This is a genomic window from Dyadobacter pollutisoli (genome assembly GCF_026625565.1).
GTDB classification, from domain to species: domain Bacteria; phylum Bacteroidota; class Bacteroidia; order Cytophagales; family Spirosomataceae; genus Dyadobacter; species Dyadobacter pollutisoli.
The window spans coordinates 3533256-3550556 of the sequence record NZ_CP112998.1 but is presented as its reverse complement, the minus strand read 5'-3'; the positions used below and the strand labels follow the sequence as shown (position 1 = coordinate 3550556).

At 44.8% G+C, this 17301-nt stretch carries 18 protein-coding genes; 10 read left to right on the top strand and 8 right to left on the bottom strand.

The genetic code is table 11. The annotated features are described in order from the left end of the window. Positions 1 to 111: 111 nt before the first annotated feature. The 4 genes from ON006_RS14460 (at position 112) to ON006_RS14445 (ending at position 3598) form a co-directional block, all read left to right on the top strand. Positions 112 to 282: a hypothetical protein gene (locus tag ON006_RS14460; RefSeq protein WP_244820503.1), complete on the top strand. Its 171-nt coding sequence runs from the start codon at positions 112 to 114 to the stop codon at positions 280 to 282. Between the two features lie 107 nt (positions 283 to 389). Beyond that, entirely contained in the window at positions 390 to 1817 is a 1428-nt protein-coding gene (locus ON006_RS14455; protein WP_244820502.1) for a sulfatase, read from the top strand. A gap of 11 nt (positions 1818 to 1828) precedes the next feature. Next, positions 1829 to 3340 (top strand): sulfatase family protein, encoded by a 1512-nt coding sequence (locus ON006_RS14450; protein WP_244820501.1) that lies wholly within the window; start codon positions 1829 to 1831, stop codon positions 3338 to 3340. A gap of 126 nt (positions 3341 to 3466) precedes the next feature. Beyond that, a complete protein-coding gene (locus ON006_RS14445; RefSeq protein ID WP_255772873.1) occupies positions 3467 to 3598 on the top strand; it encodes a hypothetical protein in 132 nt (43 codons plus the stop codon). A gap of 288 nt (positions 3599 to 3886) precedes the next feature. On the opposite strand, the gene ON006_RS14440 is transcribed toward ON006_RS14445, so the two are convergent. Both ON006_RS14440 and ON006_RS14435 read right to left on the bottom strand, forming a co-directional pair. Beyond that, the gene (locus ON006_RS14440) at positions 3887 to 4837 is read right to left on the bottom strand and encodes an EamA family transporter (RefSeq protein ID WP_244820500.1); all 951 of its coding nucleotides are present in this window, start codon (positions 4835 to 4837) and stop codon (positions 3887 to 3889) included. Positions 4838 to 4843: 6 nt separating this feature from the next. Beyond that, the gene (locus ON006_RS14435; protein WP_244820499.1) at positions 4844 to 5320 is read right to left on the bottom strand and encodes an Lrp/AsnC family transcriptional regulator; all 477 of its coding nucleotides are present in this window, start codon (positions 5318 to 5320) and stop codon (positions 4844 to 4846) included. 213 nt (positions 5321 to 5533) lie between these two features. On the opposite strand from ON006_RS14435, the gene ON006_RS14430 reads away from it, so the two are divergent. From ON006_RS14430 to ON006_RS14410, 5 genes are all read left to right on the top strand, one after another. Next, a complete protein-coding gene (locus ON006_RS14430; RefSeq protein WP_244820498.1) occupies positions 5534 to 6643 on the top strand; it encodes a glycoside hydrolase family 26 protein in 1110 nt (369 codons plus the stop codon). A gap of 288 nt (positions 6644 to 6931) precedes the next feature. Continuing rightward, positions 6932 to 7372, top strand: coding sequence for a hypothetical protein (locus ON006_RS14425; RefSeq protein ID WP_244820497.1), 441 nt, complete (start codon positions 6932 to 6934; stop codon positions 7370 to 7372). 170 nt (positions 7373 to 7542) lie between these two features. Then, a complete protein-coding gene (locus ON006_RS14420; protein WP_244820496.1) occupies positions 7543 to 9501 on the top strand; it encodes a UbiA family prenyltransferase in 1959 nt (652 codons plus the stop codon). Beyond that, positions 9494 to 10189, top strand: coding sequence for a methyltransferase domain-containing protein (locus ON006_RS14415; protein WP_244820495.1), 696 nt, complete (start codon positions 9494 to 9496; stop codon positions 10187 to 10189). The genes ON006_RS14420 and ON006_RS14415 overlap by 8 nt, the downstream gene beginning before the upstream one ends. After that, positions 10173 to 11315 carry an NAD(P)/FAD-dependent oxidoreductase gene (locus ON006_RS14410; RefSeq protein WP_244820494.1) on the top strand — a complete coding sequence of 381 codons (1143 nt, stop codon included), beginning with the start codon at positions 10173 to 10175 and terminating at the stop codon, positions 11313 to 11315. Before ON006_RS14415 ends, ON006_RS14410 begins: the two co-directional genes overlap by 17 nt. Here ON006_RS14410 and ON006_RS14405 read toward each other — a convergent pair. The 6 genes from ON006_RS14405 to ON006_RS14380 all read right to left on the bottom strand — a co-directional run bounded on the left by ON006_RS14405 (position 11271) and on the right by ON006_RS14380 (position 16346). Next, a complete protein-coding gene (locus ON006_RS14405; protein ID WP_244820493.1) occupies positions 11271 to 12011 on the bottom strand; it encodes a lycopene cyclase domain-containing protein in 741 nt (246 codons plus the stop codon). The two genes, ON006_RS14410 and ON006_RS14405, sit on opposite strands and share 45 nt — an antisense overlap. Then, complete coding sequence (locus ON006_RS14400) at positions 12008 to 12481, bottom strand: sterol desaturase family protein (RefSeq protein WP_244820492.1); 474 nt, start codon at positions 12479 to 12481, stop codon at positions 12008 to 12010. The genes ON006_RS14405 and ON006_RS14400 overlap by 4 nt, the downstream gene beginning before the upstream one ends. A gap of 38 nt (positions 12482 to 12519) precedes the next feature. Then, positions 12520 to 13041, bottom strand: a complete 522-nt coding sequence (gene idi, locus ON006_RS14395) for an isopentenyl-diphosphate Delta-isomerase (RefSeq protein WP_244820491.1) — start codon at positions 13039 to 13041, stop codon at positions 12520 to 12522. Positions 13042 to 13112: 71 nt separating this feature from the next. After that, a complete protein-coding gene (locus ON006_RS14390; protein ID WP_244820490.1) occupies positions 13113 to 13949 on the bottom strand; it encodes a phytoene/squalene synthase family protein in 837 nt (278 codons plus the stop codon). After that, positions 13946 to 15457, bottom strand: a complete 1512-nt coding sequence (gene crtID / locus ON006_RS14385; RefSeq protein ID WP_244820489.1) for a bifunctional phytoene desaturase/3,4-desaturase — start codon at positions 15455 to 15457, stop codon at positions 13946 to 13948. The genes ON006_RS14390 and crtID overlap by 4 nt, the downstream gene beginning before the upstream one ends. Beyond that, positions 15447 to 16346 (bottom strand): MerR family transcriptional regulator, encoded by a 900-nt coding sequence (locus ON006_RS14380; RefSeq protein WP_244820488.1) that lies wholly within the window; start codon positions 16344 to 16346, stop codon positions 15447 to 15449. Before ON006_RS14380 ends, crtID begins: the two co-directional genes overlap by 11 nt. 130 nt (positions 16347 to 16476) lie before the next feature. Between ON006_RS14380 and ON006_RS14375 the strand changes: the two genes are divergently transcribed. Continuing rightward, positions 16477 to 17295, top strand: coding sequence for an XRE family transcriptional regulator (locus ON006_RS14375; protein WP_244820487.1), 819 nt, complete (start codon positions 16477 to 16479; stop codon positions 17293 to 17295). The last annotated feature ends 6 nt before the right edge of the window (positions 17296 to 17301 follow it).

Here is a 17301-nt window from a genome sequence, read left to right as displayed (position 1 = left end):
AAACGATACTTATTTTACCCGCTTACTTTTAATAGCAGGACAGGACTGTGCGTATATTACTAGGCGTGTATGGTTCGAGGGTAGTGCACAACGGCGGGTTACTTTACCGCTATGACCGGCAAATGGCATGTTGGGCAAGCTGCTGGTACTGTTCCCTGGAAACGCGGTTTTGACAGATCATTGAATGCACCTGCTGGTGGTTTTTATTATGGCGACGGCAAAAATGCGAAGGTGTTTTTAAATGGAGAAGAATTGGCCAATGACTCGATCACTCCCCGCTAACAACGCACGGATTTGGAAATCATGGCGTTCGCTCTCAAAAATGGGTATATTGCTATAATGACGGATCCGACGAATTATACGATGATGAGAATAAATCAAACAACCCCATGATGAGAAAACACTTACTAATTGCTGTCTTAACGCTTTCTATCTCCGGCTTGGCAGGAATATCTGTACAAAGTCTGGCGGGTCCCGGTGACAAGAATGCAAAGAAAAAAATGAACGTACTGTTCATTGCCGTCGATGACCTGAATACGGATTTGGGATGCTATGGAAACACGTTTGTGAAGTCGCCTAACATTGACCGACTTGCCAAAAGAGGCGTGAAGTTCAGCAAAGCTTATACCCAGTTCCCGCTCTGCAGTCCAAGCCGTTCGTCCCTATTGACCGGGCAACGTCCTGATGTTACCAAAATTTACGAGTTGCAAACGCATTTCCGGAAAAACCTGCCGGACATTGTAACATTGCCTCAGCTGTTTAAAAACAACGATTATTACAGTGCACGGGTTGGTAAAATTTACCATTACGGCGTTCCCGGACAGATTGGTACCGATGGGCTCGACGACCCGATTTCCTGGGATGAAAGGGTGAATCCGAAAGGCAGGGACAAGGCAGAGGAAGCATTGATCAAAAACCTCACACCCGATCGCGGACTGGGCAGTGCACTGGCGTGGCGCGCTACGGAGGGTACTGATGAGGAGCAGACTGATGGTATGGTAGCGAGCGAGGCTATCAAAATCATGACCAAGAAGAAAAACGAGCCATTCTTTTTAGCAGTAGGTTTTTACAGGCCACATTCGCCGTACGTTGCCCCAAAAAAGTATTTCGATTTGTACCCTGTCCAAAAAGTACCACTGCCAAAAGAACTTGAAAACGACCTGGATGACATTCCGGAAGCAGCATTGTTTACAAAACCAGCGCACTGGGGGCTTTCGGTAGCGGACAGAAAAGAGGTGCTGAGAGCTTACTATGCAACTATTACCTTCATGGACGCACAGGTTGGAAGGTTATTGGACGCGTTGGATAAGTTGAAGCTGACAGATAACACCGTGATTGTCCTTTGGAGTGACCATGGTTATAATGTCGGGCAGCACGGGCAATGGATGAAGCAAAGTTTGTTTGAAAATTCCGCTCGTGTACCATTGATATTCTCAGTTCCTGGCGGTACTAAAGGCAAAGCTTCCACACGTACGGTTGAATTGCTGGACATTTATCCAACATTAGCAGAATTATGCGGCCTGGTCCCTGGTCAGAAGCTACAAGGAAAAAGCCTGACGCCATTGCTGAAAGCGCCCGACGCGATTTGGGACAAACCTGCTTACACACAAGTCAAACGCGGCCAGATTATGGGCAGGAGCGTGCGTACGGAACGATTCCGGTACACCGAATGGGACGGAGGCATTGCAGGAGCCGAATTGTATGATCATCAAAAGGATCCGAATGAATTTGCTAACCTGGCGAAGGATAACAATTTCATCATTACAGTAAATGAGATGTCTACATTGCTTAAAAAAGGGTACCCAGCTGTTGATTAGAATCTTCTGAAATGTTATTGAATACAAAAACCTTCTTCCGGTTATCAGCCACGGGTATTTTTGCCTTGCTGATAACCGGTTTTGCATTAGCTGCATCTGGCCCGGTGATTACGGCCAAACGTCAGAAAGCTGCAAAACCCAATATTTCCATCGTTGACCAATGGAAATATTGGTATGACGGGAAAGATAGTATGCGCGTCGCGGAAACGAAATCCGTGGCAAACCGTCCTAATGTCATCTTCCTGCTGACAGACGACCACCGATGGGATGCGTTGGGAGTAATGGGCAATAAAATCATTCAAACACCAAACCTTGACGCGCTGGCCAATCGCGGTATTTTGTTTAAGAAAGCCTACGTAACCACGGCTATTTGTATGGTGAGCCGGGCGAGTTTATTGAGTGGGCAATACATGTCGCGGCATGGGATCAACGATTTTAACACGGATTTTAAGAAAGAAGCATTAGCGCAAACTTATCCTGCATTGCTTAAACAGGCTGGCTACAAGCTGGGTTTTATTGGTAAATGGGGCATTGATGTGCAAAATCAGCCGGACTCACTTTATGACTATTGGGCGGCGGCAAAGGAAGGTCAGCCTAAATATGAGCTAAAAAATAAGAGTGGCAAGATCATTCATCATACCGATAGTGTGGGAAAAGATATTACTCAGTTTTTGGATCAATTTGCTGGAAAAGAACCGTTTTGCCTGGCTGTAAGTTTCAAAGCGCCGCACGAGCTTGACGGCAATCCGCCGACATATCCGGTGCAGGAGCGTTTCAAGGATTTGTATAAAAATGTAGACATCCCCGATCCGGTCACGGCAGACACGAAATACTGGAACAGCCATCCCGACTTTTTCAGGACAGACGCCAACATTGGGCGCGACAGGTGGAAACCATTACTATCAACGCCAGAGCTCAGGGCGGAAACGACACGAGATTATTACAGGCTGATTACGGGTGTCGATGAAGTGGTAGGTGATCTGGTATCACAATTAAAACAGTTGAAAATCGACGAGCATACCATCATCATTTTCATGGGAGACAATGGTTTTTCACTCGGAGAACATGGTTTGGAGGGTAAGTGGTTTGGTTTCGAAGAATCCATCCGAGTGCCGCTGATCATTTCAGGAGGAGGATTGTCTGCTAATTTAAAACACACTCAATCGAATAACATTGCATTAAACATAGACGTCGCGCCCACCATTTTATCGCTTGCCGGAGTGCAGGTTCCGGGTTCAATGCAGGGAATGGATTTGATTAAATCTATGCAAAACAAAACTTCGGCGAGGAAAGATTTTTTCTACCAACACACCTTTATGGGCAGCCCGCGGCTACCGAAAGTGGAGGGAGTGGTGACGGGTGATTTTAAGTATATGAAGTATATTGAGCATGGGTATGAGGAGTTGTATGATACTAAAAATGATCCTCATGAAACCGTTAATCTGGCTGGGAACGATGTGTACTCGAAAAAAATGGCGGAATTGCGGAGGCGGTACGAGGAGTTGAGGAAGCAGGTCCGATAATCTACTTCTACGCAGTACGGCCATGTATTTTCCAGTCAATAACGAGGCCGAAAATACGAATTTTTTGCCCTCGTTATTATTCCAAATTTCGGCCTCGTTTTCTTTCAAAGGATTTAATCTGAGTGCTTGGATCGACAACAACAAGCTGGTTCTATTTACGCTGCGACCAATGCGACAGGAAAGTACGCGGGAGTACTGGTGCAAACGCTGGATGGTGGAGATGTGGAACATGGCAGGCTAACAATAAATCAGGCGTAGCGGTACAGTTGCCCATTGGAACTACTGCACCAGCGGGAGTGATCGTGTATGAAGACGGTATCATTGCCCCGGCGTAACGGCGGATGGCAAACCCTAACACGACCATTGTTTTGGTGGAGCGCTACTATAAAGTAAAGTTGTTTACAGCAAAAGTACGGGTATCAATAAAGCGAGTGTTGCTTTGTTGTGGCTGGCTGAATTTGGTTATATCCCTGACGGGATTCGATTCGAAACAAAAAATGCCGTAGACAGATGTTACATGCCTAGGGCATTTTATTTAATCAAAGATTAATAGGCGGCGGCTGCCACCGGTTTCGGTTTTCTGTATTTGTGAAGGTTGATCAGCAATACACTCACCAGGATGACGATCAGGCCGGATATCTGCAAAGGTGTGATAGATTCATTTGCGAAAAAGACTCCTAAAATGACCGCAACCACTGGGTTCACATAAGCGTAGGTACTCACTTTGGTAGCTGGCTGGACTTTCAGCAGCCAAACATATGCACTAAACCCGGCAATGGAACCGAAAGCGATCAGGTAACCAGTTGCCAGCCAGGCATCTGACGGAATGCTGGCAATGTCGAACCGGGAAATTTCACCGGAAAGAATGGCTCCCGGAAAAAACGCAACACCTGCCGCCAGCATCTGCCAGGTGGAATTCACAGTGGCGGATTGGGAAACTGAATTGTATTTTGAATATAAAGAGCCACCGGCCCAGGCCATTGACCCTAGCACGACCAGCCCCATTGCAAATAAGTCACGGGTACTGTTCAGGGAGGACATGGAAACCATAATTTTCTCACCGAACAACAGTACCACACCTGCAAAACCGATCAGTAAGCCCAGAATAGTGGATTTATTAGTCAGGTTTTCGGACCATTTCGGCTTGTCCAGCAACACAAACCATAGCGGCGACATGGATACCATAATGGCTACCATAGCACTTGGAAGGAACTGTTCCACCCAGATAACCACACCGTTACCCACTAATAAAAGCAGTAATCCCGTGATAATGGCGGGTTTCATGGCTTTCCAGGAGAACACATTTTCGCCTTGCAGCACACTCCATCCCAGCATGAGCAAGCCGGCAACTATAAAGCGGAATGCGCCCAGAATAAATGGCGGAAAGCCTGCCAGTGCACGTTGGATGAAGAAATAAGTGGAACCCCATACAATGTAAACCGTGGCGAATGCCAGTACAACCAACAGGGTGGAAGGAGCTTTACTTTCTGTTTGCATGATCGTTTATTTTTCAGGTATGACTAATTGTTGTTCTTCTTTCACGGTTTCCAGCACGATAGTGGTGCGTGTGGATAGTATGTTAGGGATTTTGCTGAAAGAGTTACGCATCAGGCTCATTAATGATGCCGAATCTGCCGTCCGGACTTTGACGAGGTAACAATCCTCTCCCGCAATGTGATGTACTTCCTGCACTTCCGGGATCTTCGCCAGCTCTTTCGCCGTATTGTTGCTGCCCATGCCTTCCGAGGATTTCATGGAGATAAAAGCCAGCAATTTTTGGTGCACCGCTGCCGGGTTCAGCCGGGTAGTGTATTGAAGGATTACATTCTTTTGTTCCAGTTTTTTGACCCTTTCCAATACTGCGGAAGGTGCCATTTCAAGCTCACGGGCCAGGTCTGCATTACTGATCCTGGCATTTTCCTGCATTAGCCTTAGAATGCTAAGGTCAATTTTATCGAGGGTAATTTCGTTTCCGTTCATAATTCTGTAAAGTTATTATTATTCAGAATTAAATTCATTTTTAGTGTATATATAATGTATAATGTTCACGTAAGACATTCTGGTACCTTAAAAGGTTCGGCCATTTGGAGTTTTTTTCTAAAAATTTTTTGAACAGATTTTGAACGGCACCGACTTTACCTCTGAAAGGCAAATATTTTCACATTCAACGCACTTAACGACTTCGTGATACCTATGAAAAATTTTGCAAACTACCTGGCGGTCTTTTTGTTATCATTTCATATTTCAGTGGGGCAGATCGATAAAAAAGCGACGCGGGAGACGCAGGCGCTCTATAAAAATCTGATGCTATTGAGTAAGAACCATATTGTGTTCGGCCACCAGCATGCTACCGAGTATGGACACGGCTGGTCGGGTGACGAAGAGCGCTCGGATGTGAAATCGGTAACCGGCTCACATCCTGGGATTATTGGCATCGATTTCAGCGGGTTATCGGGACGTCCGGATGCCGATATTGTGCGAACAGCGGAGGCGTTGCGTAAGAATGTGGTGGATACTTACAACCGAGGCGGTATCACGACAGTTGCCTGGCATTTCTCCAATCCTGCGTCAGGTGGCGGATTTTACTGGAAAGATTCTGTTTCTACGGCTTCAATGGCATTGATCAAGCCCGGCGGATCGCATCATGAAAACTATAAGCAGATATTGAAAACGGTTGCTGATTTTGCCAATTCAGTAAAAGCTAACGACGGTACGCTCGCTCCGATGATCTTCCGGCCCTATCATGAGTTCGATGGTGACTGGTTCTGGTGGGGAAAGGGTCATACTTCGCGGGAGGACTTCATCGCAGTGTGGCGGTTTACTGTTTCGTACCTGCGTGACAGCCTGAATGTGCACAATTTTATATACGCATTTTCCCCGGACAATAAATTCAATTCCGAAGCCGAGTTTTTGGAGAGATACCCTGGCAATGAATGGGTTGATATGGTAGGGATGGATAATTACGGGGATTTTGGCAGGGATGGAAAGTATAATCTGGCCGCCGGATTGAAGAAACTGAAAATTGTTTCAGATTATGCCATCAAGGCAGGAAAGCTCGCTGCTTTCACGGAAACCGGCCTCGAAAGTATCCCGAACCCCACCTGGTGGACTGAAACGCTTCTCAAAACATTGAAAGCAGAGAAAATGTCACTGGCTTATGTGCTGGTATGGCGGAATGATGCCAAGAGCCCGACGCACTTTTACGCGCCTTTTCCGGGTCAGGTCAGTGCCGACGACTTTGTGAAGTTTTACAACGATCCTTACACGCTCTTTGAAAAGGATTTGAAAGACATTTATAAGTGAAACTCGCTAGTCTTGGGATGCTCCTCCGGCATTCAGTGGGTCACTTAATAATTCGAGTACCCAAGAATATGATCCAATGCCATTGCTCAGGAAAACGCATCATGCCGAGTGGATGGCAACTTCTGATCACATTCAAGCCTGTGGATATTCCTTTCGATAACTGATTCTTACCGAAGGGTAATTATAGTGCTAAGTAACTGTAAACGTGGTTTTTGTCGGAAATGCATTTGATTATTATTGCGATCAATAATCAAACTAAATGTATTTTTTATGGTAAACCGGTTTTCTATGCTCAGACTTTCCATTATCTCATGTTTGAGTTTTCTTTCACTACTGCTGTTCAGTTTTTCCTGTGCAGATCACGTAGTACCTACCAATCCAGTTCCTGCGCAAATCAAAACCTTGGATGCCTTTAGAAGCATTGGACAAACAGGTGCAGAGGTTAGTAATTTTGGGGTGCAGTTTGAGAACCTGGGTAACATTCCTATCACCGAGTATGGAGTGATTTTCGTTCATGGCTCTTTGGTAGCCACTCCAACCATGAATAATAGTGTCAAACTTATTATCGCATCTCCTGCTGATCTAAATCAGAAATTCAGAGGCGGGCCTGGCCTTCTTTTTGCGCCAGTAGAACCAGTGATCATGTTCTCTTACCGGGCTTACGCAATGTTGAGTAACGGAAGCGTAGTTTTTGGAGAGGTTAAAAGTGTGTCTTTTGCACAAGAATGAGAGGGAGTGTTACTTTTTAAAAATAACGGATGTGCATTAAACAGCGATGTTGATGCACATTTTTTTTGTTGAATTCTCGCCAATGATAACTCCTAAACTTAAAACCACTGTAAAATATTAATTGACAGACTTCCCCGCGTTCAACGACCTTTTCTGACTAAATTGGGGGCATGTTCAAGCCTGGCAATACAATCAAACTTCTGAGAATACCATTCTCGTTTTTTCTGCTGCCGCTGTTTTTGTTTGCTTATAGTCAGGCAGAAACGGTGATGCATCATCAGGCACTATTTTCCTTTCTGATCATCCATTTACTCATCTATCCCGCCAGCAATGGCTACAATAGCTACATTGACCGGGATGAGGAGAGCATTGGAGGACTCGAAAAGCCTCCTGCACCAACCATTCACCTTTTTTATCTCACGCTTTTTCTGGACATCGCCGCAACCTTTCTGGCTCTTATTTTCGTAAATACATTGTTTGCAGGTTGTCTGGTCCTATACATTGCAGCTTCAAGGGCATATAGTTCGCGGCAGATCAGATTGAAAAAATACCCGGTAATCGGTTTTTTGACCGTTGTCATTTTTCAGGGAGCGTTTACTTATTACATGTCGATCGCAGGTATTTCCGGAAATGCATTGGTATTGAACCCGGAGAATATATACGTGCTGCTCGGTTGCTCTTTCCAGATCGCGGGCGCATATCCGCTCACGCAGGTATACCAGCACCGGCAGGACCTGAAGGACGGGATTACGACATTGAGTTATAAACTCGGATATATCGGGACTTTTCTGTTCACGGCATTGATGTTCGCACTCTGCAATGTGTTTTATTATTTGTATTTTACGTCCAGGGACCTTGGAATGATTTTTTACATTATCCAGGTGTTCTTTGTGCCGATTGTAGTTTATTTTGGCTACTGGTTTTATCTGGTCAAAAAAGACACCGGCCAGGCCAATTTCCGGAACACCATGCGGATGAACTGGATAGCGGCAATTTGCATGAACAGTTGTTTCATAGTTCTTATTATCATTAACAGAAACCCTTTGAGTTACCTAGCAGCTATTGAGACAGCCGTTCCCGACTACGCGTATTCACAGGAAAGCCTCACCGCTTTTTACCTGAAATCAACGGACGATCTAACGAATAAAAGGAAGATCAGGATAGTCGCCGGGAAAACCGGGATTGATACGAGATATTCTGTGATCCCTGATTTTGATAAAGAACCGGAAGAATATACTTTTTTTAACAAGACTGCCTCGCTTCTGCCCGAACCGAGCCTGACGCAGCGAATGCAGTTGTATCAGCAACATGCTACTAAACTTTCGAAAGCCGCTATTGAAAAAATAGGGGGTTTCGAGGACATCAAAAAGGATATTACTCACCTGATCACGGTTACTTGTACGGGCTTGTTTGCACCTGGCCTGGATGTCGAACTCATGAGGGAGCTTGATTTAAATCCTACTATCCAGCGTAGTTCCGTTAATTTTATGGGCTGCAATGCGGCGATTATTGCATTGAAAAACGCCGATGCGATTTGCAAAAGCGAGCCGGATGCCAAAGTCCTGATTGTTTGCACAGAACTTTGCTCCATTCATTTTCAGAAACAATATAATGACGATTACCTGCTTTCTAATTTGATTTTCGGGGATGGCGCAGCCTCGGTACTCGTTACTTCTAAACCCGCAGGCAACTATTTGCATCATGTAAAGATCAATTCGTTTAACTCGATGATCCTGCATAACGGATATTCTGACATGGCTTGGCGCTTATCAGAGACGGGCTTTATCATGAACCTGTCGTCCTATGTGCCTGATTTGATCCGGAAAAATATTAAACCCATGCTGCAATCGGTTGGTTTAAAGCCGGATGATTATAATCATTGGGCGGTACATCCGGGCGGAAAACGGATCGTCGATGATTTTGCCGCTGCATTGGAGCTCGATAAATGCTTTTTGGCCCCGACCTACAATGTCCTGAAAAACTACGGTAACATGTCTTCGCCGACTGTACTTTTTGTTTTAAAAGAGGTTTTGGAAAAGGCCAAACTTGAAAACAGGGGCAATAAGTTATTTGCAGCCGCCTTTGGCCCCGGGCTAAGTATTGAAACCATGCAGATGCAATATGTTTAGTTTCCGGAGCAACGAAAAGGAACTGCTGGATCAGGAAGAAATTCCGCCGGCTGACCTTTACCGGAACCTGAAAGAACTGGATTTTATCAATCACTGGCTGGGAGGCTACAACATTTCATTCGCGGCTTTAAAAAGGGTTTTTCAAAAAGACAGGCGCTATATCGTCGTTGACATTGGCTGTGGGGGCGGGGATACGCTGAAACGTATTAATGTTTGGAACAAAGCCGCGGGATTTGAACTGGAACTTTACGGCGTTGATATCAAGCCCGTTTGCATTGAATATGCGGAGAAAAATCTTGGTAGTGAGCCCGTTCGGCTAATTTGTGATGACTATCGGAATGTATTTGATCATTTACAACACGCTGATATCATTCATGCGTGCTTGTTCTGCCACCACCTCACCGAATTTCAACTTGTTGATCTGGTGAATTTTGCCTTAAAAAACAAAGCTATTCTGGTCATCAATGATCTGGAACGCAATCCATTGGCCTATTATTCAATTAAGTGGCTGACGCGTCTCTTTTCCAAGTCCTATCTGGTGAAAAACGATGCTCCGTTATCTGTTTTGCGTGGCTTCAAAAGAGTGGAGTGGCTGGATATTCTGCAAAAGGCGGGGGCTGAAAAGTACTCGGTACGTAACAAATGGGCATTCAGGCATGAGGTAATTGTATATGGAAACGCAAGCTAGAACCTACGAATGCGCCATCATTGGAGGCGGTCTGGCAGGGTTGTGCCTGTCGATACAACTGGCCGACCAGGGTGTATCCGTTGTATTGTTCGAAAAAAATCAATACCCATTTCATAAAGTCTGCGGGGAATATATTTCGATGGAAAGTCATCACTTTCTTGGGAGTCTGGGTTTGCCTTTTGAGGATCTTAATCTGCCAATTATCAATCAGTTAGGGGTTAGCAGTGAAAAAGGTTTTATGCTGAATGCTGCGCTACAAATGGGCGGATTTGGGATCAGCAGGTATAGTCTGGACGGTTTCTTGTCCCGGATCGCGGCTGAAAAAGGAGTAACCATTCTGCAAAACTGCCGGGTGACTGGCGTTAATACGGCGGAAAAGGGAGACTATAATATTGATAGTAACCAAGGGTGTTATACCGCTGAAATTGTTTGCGGCAGCTACGGAAAATATACACCGCAGTTTCTGGCCCAAAACGATCTGAGTCTTCACCAGTCAGCTGGTTCGGCTAATTTTATTGGTGTGAAATATCATATCAAAACGGATTTGCCAGCCAATCGCATTGAACTACATAATTTCAAGGACGGCTATTGCGGGGTTTCCAGGGTGGATAGTGATCAATACTGCCTATGCTACCTGACCACCGCCCAGAATCTGCGGGAAAATGGCAAGGATATCAAAACGATGGAGGGTAATGTACTTTTCAGAAATCCTTTTCTTGAAAAATATTTTACCGAATCCGAATTTATTGATCCCAATCCGCTGGCTATCAGTAATGTGCAGTTTGAAAGAAAACGTACAGACACGAATGGTATATTCCTTTTGGGCGATGCAGCCGGCTCTATCACGCCGCTTTGTGGAAACGGAATGAGTATGGGAATGCGCGCGTCGAAACTGCTGGCTAACGAACTGGTTCCCTATTTTGCTAAAAAGCAAAGCAAGCAGCGTGCAGTCGAGAATTACCATCGCGCCTGGAATGAAGCTTTTAGCAGAAGAATTACGGCTGGGTACTACCTTCAAAACCTGTTGGGCAAAAGAAACACCACAGATCTGGCACTGAGATTTTTAAGTAAAACGCCAGGATTAATGAACAGACTGATCGCGCTTACCCACGGCGATCACTTCTGAATCGGCTGGTAGAGAAGATTTTTCAAGAAAAAATTCAAAGAGAAAAGTGTTCAGAAGTAGCATCAGCATTCCGTAAAAAATATCTTCGAAGGGAATAGTCAGCAATCTTATCCCAATGTTTTCTGCATTGTTATACCAGACAATGGGTTCGTCCAGTCCGGTACCAGTCAGGATACCATTCACTATGAAAAAGGGAATGAGCAGAAACAAATGCGAGAAGTAGAACAAGCTCAGCCATTTGGCTTTCACTATCAATTTTAGAAATAACAGAAAAATAGTGAGCCCTGCTGCTGTATAAGACGTGTAGTAGCGGTCGAAACAGGTTATAGCCAGGAAAATACATGAAGCAAGGAACAACCCGGTTATAGCTGGCTCAGATTTAAGACGATAATTCACCCCGTAGTAGATCCGGAAGCAGTAATAGGTAAACAAACAGGCATAGGGAATGCAGATAAAGAACAGAATTTCCTCCACTGGAAGGTGGAAGAGATAATGGCCTGTCAAATATTTAGGTGTAAATCCCCAAACACCTATCTGTGTGAAAATGCTGTCCCAGATTACAAACGGGATGGTCGAGAGCAGGATCGCCGGCCATAACAGATGCCACTTTTTGTAAAGAGCAATCCTGGGGTGGAACGAAAACAGCAACGGAACAGAAATGGCCGCGAGATCAACGATCAGGTATAAGTAATTCATTTGGCTGTTGAATTTTTCGCCTCGCGGAAATATTTCAGCGGTACCCACAACATTCCAAAACACTCTCCCTGATGCTTGCCCAAATGCTTGTGATGCATTTTATGTGCTCTGCGGATCGCCTTTAAATACACGGAATCTGTATTTCGGAATATTTTGAAACGCTGGTGAATGAAAATATCATGGACTAAAAAGTAAGTAAAGCCATAAATCGTGATGCCCAACCCAATCCAGAACAGGTAATTGAAACCCTGATTGATCCCCAGTAGCAGCCCGAGGATCCCCGGAGTTGCGAAAATCACAAAGAAATAATCATTTTTTTCAAAGAAATCGCCGTCGTCACGCTGGTGGTGATCGTGATGAAGAAACCACAAAAAGCCGTGCATAAGGTATTTGTGTGCGATCCAGGCCACGCATTCCATTCCAACAAAAGCGGCCAGGACAGTTAATGTATTGCTGATCCAGGGAGTCATAGAATGTGTAGAATCGCTGTTTTAAGTTTTGAAATTAGCTACGAACGCAGCTTGATCTTGTCTTCCACCTCGGCCAGGCATATCTTAAACCATTCGGTATACTGAGCGGGATGGGCAGCCATACCCGCCTTGATGTCCTGAATTTTCATGTACCTGAAATTGCTGACTTCGGTTGTATTGATTTCAGGTTTTGCGTCCGAAATACCCCAGTAAACGTGGTCTAACTCGTTCTCCGTTAGTCCATTTTCAAGATTGACACGATATTGGAAGCTGAAAAGAAAGCGCAGATCGGCATGGATGCCCATTTCTTCATGCAAACGTCTCACCGCGCCATGATGTGCCGACTCGTTGGGAAGTGGGTGGCTGCAACAGGTATTGGACCACAGGCCTTCGGAGTGATATTTGCCGAACGCTCTCTGTTGCAGCAACATTTCGCCTTTCGAATTGAAAATAAAAACAGAAAATGCGCGATGCAGCGCACCTTTTTGATGCGCTTCCAGCTTAGGCATGAGCCCAATCTCGACATCATGTTCGTTCACCAGGACTACTTGATCGTTCATATAATAATGATGTGGGTTTAATGGCTAATAGCCCAAACAATGGCATTAGTAATCAGTACAACAAAAAAACGTCATAAAAGGTCAAACTGATGCCTTAGCAGTGAGCGAAACATTAATCCAATTTTATTATAATCCGGTATTCTGATCCTGGCGTTCATCACTTTATCGGGAGGCGTCTCTTTGATCCGCAGATACAATTTTTTGTAATAATAGTAAGCCAGGTAAACGCCCCGGCGCGAACCAGTCGGTAAACCTTTAATGCCCACCAATGCCAGTTTGAAATCTTCCTCGATTTCACGTTGAATGTTTTCTTTATCTGCTTTGGAAAAATGATCGAAGTTAACACCTGGGAAATAGGTGCGTCCAAGATTTTGATAGTCGGCCTTTAAGTCACGGAGGAAATTGACTTTTTGAAATGCTGCACCGAGTTTCATAGCATAAGGTTTAAGCTCGTCGAACAGGTGACTGTCGCCCTCAGTAAAAACTCTCAAACACATTAAACCCACCACTTCGGCTGATCCCAATATGTACTCGTTGTAAGAATCGGGAGTGTGTTCTTTCTGGTTCAGATCCATTTCCATACTTTTCAGAAAAGTATCGACGAGGCTCCATTCAATGTTGTAAGCGTGCACCACATGCTGGAAACTGTTTAGTATAGGATTAATGCTGATCCTGTCGGCAATCGCATCAATGGTGTCATTTCGCAGTTTGTTGATCAGGAAATCCTTATTATAATCGTGAAAGCTATCCACGATTTCATCAGCCAGTCTGACAAATCCGTAAATTCCATAAATGGGTTCGTGAAATGCGGGTTTAAGAAAGTAGATCCCCAGCGAAAAAGAGGTGCTGTAAAGTTGTGTCGTCTTTTTGCTGCAAGTGGCCGATAAATGATCGAAAAGCGCTTTCATGATTTATCTTTTAGGAATTTAAGTACTTCGTTGGCTGCAATTCTTCCTGATATAATGGACGGCGGGACACCCGGGCCGGGAACGGTCAGCTGGCCGGCGTAAAAGAGATTACCCACCTTTTTACTTTTGAGTTTCGGTTTAAAAATGGCCGTCTGCATCAGCGTGTTGGCAAGCCCGTAAGCATTACCCTTGTACGCATTGTAGTCGACAATAAAATCTGAGACCGAATAGCTTTTTTTGTATACCACATGGTCCCGTATGCTGGCTTTTGTAAATCGTTCTAGTCTGTCGATGAGTGTATTGTAATATTTTTCACGAATTTCTTCGGGATCATCCAAATCAATGGCGATGGGCATGAGAATGAACAGGTTCTCGCTTCCCTCGGGTGCAACTGACGGGTCGGTTTTGGATGGGCAGCAGACGTAAAACAGCGGTTTGGCGGGCCACTTTTTGGTTTTATATATTTCAATGGCATGCTGTTCAAAATCCTCATCAAAAAACAGGTTATGATGTTGAAGAGCTGCTATCTTTTTATTGATACCCAAATAAAAGATCAGGCAAGAAGGTGCGAACGTCCTGCTCTGCCAGTATGAATCGGGGTATGACCGGTAGGCAGGTTCCAGAAGGGATGATTCAATGTGTTGATAGTCAGCGCTGCCTACTACGGCATCAACCCTGGTGGCTCTCCCGGCCGAGTACACGCGGGTGATATGCCCGGCTTCAATTTCCAGCTTGTCGACATTTTGGGATGTTACAAAATTCACCCCCGCATTTTCAGCAATCGTGCGGAATGCGGTAGCTACTTTGCCAAAACCACCCATAGGATAAAATGTGCCCTGTTTTAGTCCCGAAAAATTCATCAGACTGTATAAAGCAGGGGTGTCTTTCGGCATGGCGCCCAAAAAAAGCACGGGAAATTCGATCAACGCGAGTAGCCGCGGATCTTTGAAATACCGCCTGACGTGCTTACTGAAAGATGTGAAAAGTTGCAGGCGCAATGCGTCCCTGAACAGTTTAAAACTGAAAAATTCGGTGGCTGAATGCCCGGGTTTGTACACCATATCCTGCATTCCGACCAGGTATTTGAACTCACCTTCCGCAATGAATTTCCGTAGACGTTGTGCGCTGCCACTTTCAATCGCCTCAAAAAGCGTGCAGATTCCATCGAAATCAGCCGGAATGTCCATGACTTCATTCTCGCCAAAGATTACTGCAAAACCAGGATCCAGTTGTTTCAGCTCATAAAAATCAGCCGTTGTTTTGCCAAAAAGATCATAAAAGCTGTCATAAACGTCCGGCATCCAGTACCAGCTTGGACCCATATCGAACGTAAAACCGCCTTCGCTAAATGTTCTCGCCCTACCTCCCGTCTCCATATTCTTTTCGAGTACGGTGACCTGCTGGCCATGTAATGCCAGGATCGCCGATGCGGCCATTCCTGCGAAGCCGGAGCCTATTACCGTTACATTACTGCTTTTACTCAATATGCCGGAAGCGTTATTTTGCATGGTTTTGGTTAAGAATTTCGATCAGGTTTTCAATGCTGGCAATCTGCGTGACTCGTTTTCCGGCATTGGCGGTTTTGGCTTGGTCATAAGAGCCAGAAATGCAGATACACATATCTTGAAAATCTGAGGTAAGCTTGTCTAGCAATGTATCTATCTGATCCTCAAATTGATTTCGGACAAAAAAGGAATAGATATGTGTAGGCTGGCTCTGCTTCACTACCACAGCCAGGTCCTGATAAGGTACCCTCGCGCCCAGGTAAATCACCTGCTTACCGTATTGCCGAATGAGGTAGCTGGCAAAGAGCAGCCCAATCTCGTGATCCTCTTCCTCATTCAAAAAGAGCACCCATTTTTGATCAGAACTGGCTGGTAGCGGTAGCGAATCAATGGCCGCAAACAATTTTTGACGTACCAGATTCGATAAAAAATGCTCCTGAGAAGGTAACAGATCATCCTTTACCCACATGAGCCCGGTGCGCACCAGGAGCGGGTAGAGGATTTTTTCGTAGGTTTTTTTTAATCCCAATCGTTTGGCTGCTCCTGTAAACAGCTCATCGAAGAGCGATACATTAAATGTGGCTATGGCGATCAGCATCTGATTGATGATCGCTTCAATATGTAGGTCGCCCTGAAACGATCGAGCAATAATTTTGTCAATTTCGTCTGCGATCTGCGCTTTGTCCAGCTTGCTGATTTTCGAAATTTTCATTCCCTGGTTTAGCAACGTGCACACATTCAGTAACTTTTTGATATGGTCATCATTATAATACCGGATGTTGGTGTCTGTCCTTTCCGGTGTGAGTAGCCCATATCGCTGCTCCCATATCCGTATAGTATGCGCTTTCATATTGCTGATTCGTTCCAGGTCGCGGATAGAGTAGGTTGACATATTTTGTTTAACGTTTTTCAAAAATAATTAAACAAAATTATTTTATCTACTTTTTGTAGGAAAATTAAAATTTGCTGCTACTTTTGATATTTAAAATATCTTATGTTTGATTTTTAAAATATCAACGGTTATGGGATCTCAGGTAATTTTTTGGTCGGTCAATATTAAGTTCCTTCGTTTACGTCAGCGGCTAAGCCAAGAGGCGCTGGCGGAGAAGCTGGGAATCAGCAGGGTAAAGCTAAATGCCCACGAAAGTGGCAGAACAGCGAACCCTACGATCGACGATCTGATCAATTTCTCTGAATTTTTCAGGATGAGCATTGACAGTATCCTCAAAATGGACCTGAGTAAGCTTTCCGATCAGAAGATCCGTGATCTCGAAGAAGGCAGTGAAGTGTTCATGAAAGGTGATCAGATCCGCGTTCTGGCCATTACTGTTGATAAGGAAGAAAAAGAAAACATTGAATACGTACCGGTTCATGCCAAAGCCGGATACCGCTCAGGGTACAGTGACCCGGAGTTTTTAGCGACGCTGCCACGGTTTAACCTGCCTACTGTTCCCAAGAATGGTACCTTTCGGATGTTTCCTACTGTCGGGGACTCCATGCTTCCGGTTCCCGAGGGTAGCGATATTATCACGCGATATGTACAGGACTGGACGTCTATAAAGCCGGAAACACCTTGCATTGTCATTTTAAGAGGCGATCAGGATTTTGTTTTCAAGCAGGTGACCATTAACAAGGATGGGACTATGCTTTTGCAATCATTCAACAAGCAATATTTCGCTTATACGGTGCCAGTATCGGAAGTGATAGAGGTTTGGGAATACTACAGTTTCCACAGCAAGGAACTTCCTGAGCCGCAGACGGATATGCAGCAATTGATGCGAATGTTGCAAGAGATGCAGAATGAAATTAAGGAGATCAAGAAGAAGTCAGGCTCCAAATAATTGTAT